The organism is Streptomyces sp. NPDC057654 (assembly GCF_042800135.1).
In the GTDB taxonomy this organism is placed as follows: domain Bacteria; phylum Actinomycetota; class Actinomycetes; order Streptomycetales; family Streptomycetaceae; genus Streptomyces.
This window is the reverse complement of record NZ_JBHVHQ010000933.1, coordinates 1-3233: the sequence shown is the minus strand read 5'-3', so window position 1 is coordinate 3233 and position 3233 is coordinate 1. Positions and strand designations below refer to the sequence as shown.

General features: G+C 71.8%; 3 protein-coding genes. All 3 read right to left on the bottom strand.

Annotated features, from left to right (window positions below; all coding sequences use genetic code 11):
* Positions 1-389: 389 nt before the first annotated feature.
* Positions 390-1349 carry a ParB N-terminal domain-containing protein gene (locus ACFU99_RS38515; RefSeq protein ID WP_384401825.1) on the bottom strand — a complete coding sequence of 320 codons (960 nt, stop codon included), beginning with the start codon at positions 1347-1349 and terminating at the stop codon, positions 390-392.
* Positions 1350-1530: 181 nt separating this feature from the next.
* The gene (locus ACFU99_RS38510) at positions 1531-1767 is read right to left on the bottom strand and encodes a hypothetical protein (RefSeq protein ID WP_384401822.1); all 237 of its coding nucleotides are present in this window, start codon (positions 1765-1767) and stop codon (positions 1531-1533) included.
* Positions 1768-2734: 967 nt separating this feature from the next.
* The coding region (locus ACFU99_RS38505) for a LuxR C-terminal-related transcriptional regulator (protein ID WP_384401820.1) at positions 2735-3233 on the bottom strand (499 nt) is incomplete at its 5' end.

Sequence of the window (3233 nt, the reverse complement as noted above, 5' to 3'; positions counted from 1 at the left end):
GGGTGATGTCCCGCTGCCGGAGCAGGACCGTCCGGCAGGCCCCCAGCCCGGTTCCGGGGCCGCCGCGTCCGCGCACGGTGAATCCGTACGCGGCGCGCAGGTGGTCGGCCGCCTCCTCGGCGTCCTCCACGTACAGCTCAAGATGGTCTATCGCACGAACATCCATCCGAATTCCCCCATGTGTGAATCCTCTTGCGCCCCGGAACCGCGCCCCCAGAACCACGCCCCTGGCACCACGTCCCGGAACCGCTCCCCCAGAGCGACGGAGGCCGCCGTCCAACCGGCCGAATCCCGCGCTTGGACACCGCACCGGAGAGCCTCCGGCGCGCTGCCCCCGAATCCTTCTGAACCCCCTGTCGCGGAGCTGCCGGACCCCGGCCGCCCGCGAGCTATACGGTCTCGGCGACCCGCCGCTCCACGCGGACCGCGAACTCCGCCCACATCCCCGCGCATTCGCTCGCCAGATGGGCGACGATATTGCTGCAATGCGGCGGGATGTTGTCGATGATCTCCTCCCACTCCTCGGCGCTGACCGTGTGGATGGCGAGCAGCCGCAGCAGGGTGCGCCCCGTCTCGCTCATCCGCAGCGCCGGATCCGCCTTGAGCCGCTCCACGGTCGCGGTGCGGTCCTGCACCGGCGCGCGCTGCGGCACCGCCCCGGTGCCGAAGCCCTTGCGCGGGCCGGCCTGCGCGGTCGCCCGCGCGGTGCTGACCCGCCCCTTGCCGCGCGGTGTGGGCAGCGGGTCCTCGCCCCGGCGCAGCCGGTTCCGTACGTCGCGGGCCGTCTCGGGGGAGATCCCGGCCGCCCGCGCGATCTGCCGCAGCGAGAGGGTGGGGTTCTCCGCGATGACCTCGCTGGCGAGCCTGCGCCCCTCGGTGCCGTTGACCGGGCGGATGCGGCCGTCCTGGCCGATCCGGCTGCTCACGGCGGTCAGTCCGCCCGTACGGCGCCTGCGGATCTCGGCGACCGTGCCGGGGGCTATGCCGGTGACGGAGGCGACGATCCGGTCCGACCACTGCGGGTGCGAGTCGATGATGCGCCCGGCCGCGCGCTTGCGGTCCGCGAGGGACAGCGGGAGGCCGTGCGCGATGTTCGACTCGACAGCCAGCACGAACGCGTCGGCCTCGTCGCCGTCGAAGAACCTGACCGCGATCTTGTCGTGGCCGCAGAGCACGGCGGCCCGCAGCCGGTGCACTCCGTCGATGACCCGCATGGTCGCGCGGTGCACGATGATCGGCGGCAGCTCGGTCTGCGCCACCGTCAGCGCCTTGACGTGCTCCGGATCTTCCCCGGAGATCCTCGGTGAATCGGCCACCGAGAGCGCACTGATCTCTACTCCGACGGCCATCTGCTGATCGAATCGCACCTGCCCCGGCTCCAACGCCAGCTCCTCACGATCTGATTTCCCCCGTGCGCAGGCGAGCGTCGGCGCGCCCAAGGCGTGCGTCGGCGCACCTGACGACTCATGCGAGGCCGCCGCGCAGCGCTCCCCCGCTGGTCTGCCCCGGCGTACGGCGCCGCCCCGCCGGTCAGACATCGGCCCGGCCCTGCTGCCGGACGGGTCCGGACGGGACCCGCCGCGCCGGTACGGGCTTTCGGCGGTCGCCCCCGCCGTGCTCCCCGTGCTCCCGGCGCTCCCCGTACGCGTCGCGCTCCCCGTACTCGCCGTTCCCGGCAGCCATGATCTGGAATTGGCCGAAACCGCGTATCGCGCGTATCGCGCGCATCTCATCGAATTGCAGGATTCTGTCCGTCGCCAAACCCACGCGCCCTCCCCCCGTTGCCCCGCCATGCGTCAAGTGCCGTGTACCGGCGGCGAATTTCCCCTATTCGGACTCCGACTCTAACAGCGTCTTTACCGGTCAGGCACCCCTATCCGAAGCCCCCGGACTCGTGGTGCCATGATTCGCTTATCCGGGGCAGCTATCGGAGCGGACAACTCGGTACTGCAATATGCGTAAGGCACTTCTGGCGGCGGGCCCGCTGTCGTCGGCTTGCCGGGGTATTCCGCCGCCCGGCGGTCTCGTCCGCCCGGACGACGCGCCCCCCGTGAGCCGCCGTCACGTTTTCACCGGCGGCCATGTCACCGTCACGGGGAGGACCCCTGCGGTCTTTCCGGTATGGACCATCGGGTGCGACCGGACCCGCTACGACCAGCGGGGACGTGGGGTCGTCGCGAGCACGTCAGTAAAGGTATAGGCCATCGGGAATCACGGTCCAGAGCCGTGCGGAAATCCGTCGCCGACGGCCCGATGAAATCATGAGTTCGGATTCGGTACCCCTATCCGGGAATACACGGGGCACCGGGTAATCTCCCCGGAAGCTTTGGCCGCACAATCAACGGAACGTGCCCGGTGTGCGCGCGGCCCCGTACCCGCGATACCCGCAAAACTCCTGGTGGACGCCGCATCGACCGGGAAATCGGACGCGACCGCCCGGCCTTCGGCCGCCCGCTCCGGGCAGCTCCCCCCACCGACGTGCGGGCCCGGCCCGGCGGGGTACCCCTACCGGCCGGTCACGGCGGGCGGTTCAGGGAGTGCGCGTGCCGACGGGGCGTGCAAGGAGCGAAACGGCGGACGCTGATGAATCCGGGGTAAACACCTGTACGGCCGCCCCCGGTGCGCCGTTCCGCACAGTTCAACGCGCCACGAGTTCCGGGGCGCTCCCCTGGTGAATTCCACGCCTCGTCCGCGCGTCTTCCCCTACGGATTCCGTTGTTCCGGCGGATTCGGTCTAGACCGCGCGAAGCCGGTCGCGGGCGGCGCCGTTGCCGCCCCCGTCGGAATCGCCCGGCCCGCCGACGTCGAGCCGGAGCTTCGGCGCGAGGTCCGTGCGGCGCTGCACGTCGAGCTTGCGGTAGACGCGGGTCAGATGCTGCTCGACGGTGCTGACGGTGATGAACAGCTTCCCGGCGATCTGCCGGTTGGTGTGCCCACGGGCCGCGAGCGTGGCCACCCGCAGCTCCGCGTCGCTGAGTTCGACGGGCTGCCAGCCGGTGCCGGGCGACCACTGCCGCCCCGCGAGCGGCAGGGAGGCCCCGGAGTCGGCGGCCGGGGTCTCGTACGCGGACGGCTCGGCGCCGCTCTCGCGCATCAGCTGCTGCGCCTTGCGCGCGAGCGTCCGCGCCCGGCCCTCGTCGCCGAGGTCCCGGTGCGCGCGGGCCAGCGCGTCCATCGCGCGGGCCAGCTCCAGCCGGTGGCCGCGCTCCCGGAGGATCTCCACGGCCTCGCCG

Coding starts and splice junctions, on each gene's coding strand:
- ACFU99_RS38515 (WP_384401825.1), bottom strand. CDS start 1,349: ATGGCCGTCGGAGTAGAGATCAGTGCGCTCTCGGTGGCCGATTCACCG.